The sequence below is a fragment of the Pseudomonas viridiflava genome, assembly GCF_900602065.1.
In the GTDB taxonomy this organism is placed as follows: Bacteria; Pseudomonadota; Gammaproteobacteria; order Pseudomonadales; family Pseudomonadaceae; genus Aquipseudomonas.
Genome location: NZ_UWFN01000103.1, coordinates 1 through 310 on the forward strand (window position 1 = coordinate 1; position 310 = coordinate 310).

At 58.1% G+C, this 310-nt stretch carries 1 protein-coding gene; it reads right to left on the reverse strand.

All coding sequences use genetic code 11. The features are described 5' to 3' along the window. Positions 1-310 (reverse strand): ATP-binding protein (locus EE949_RS05165; protein ID WP_241152844.1); only part of this gene is annotated, 310 nt, incomplete at both ends.

Below are 310 nucleotides of genomic sequence, written 5' to 3' on the forward strand. Positions count from 1 at the left end.
GCTCAAGGGGCAGGTGCAAGGTAAAGCTGCTTACCAGGCCCGGTTCGCTCACCACTCGCATGCTGCCGTTCATCAGGTGCATCAAGCGCTTGCAGATGGACAGGCCCAAGCCGGTACCGGCGACCACGTGAGTATTACCATCGGCCTGATAAAAAGGCTCAAACAGGTGTTGCTGGTCGTCGTGGGAGATGCCTTTGCCAGTGTCAGAGACTTGCCAGTGCAACATCACGCGCTCACCGTCGCGGCTGTCGAGTTTGACGCGCAGGATGATTCGCCCACTGTCGGTGAATTTCAGCGCGTTGTTGAGCAG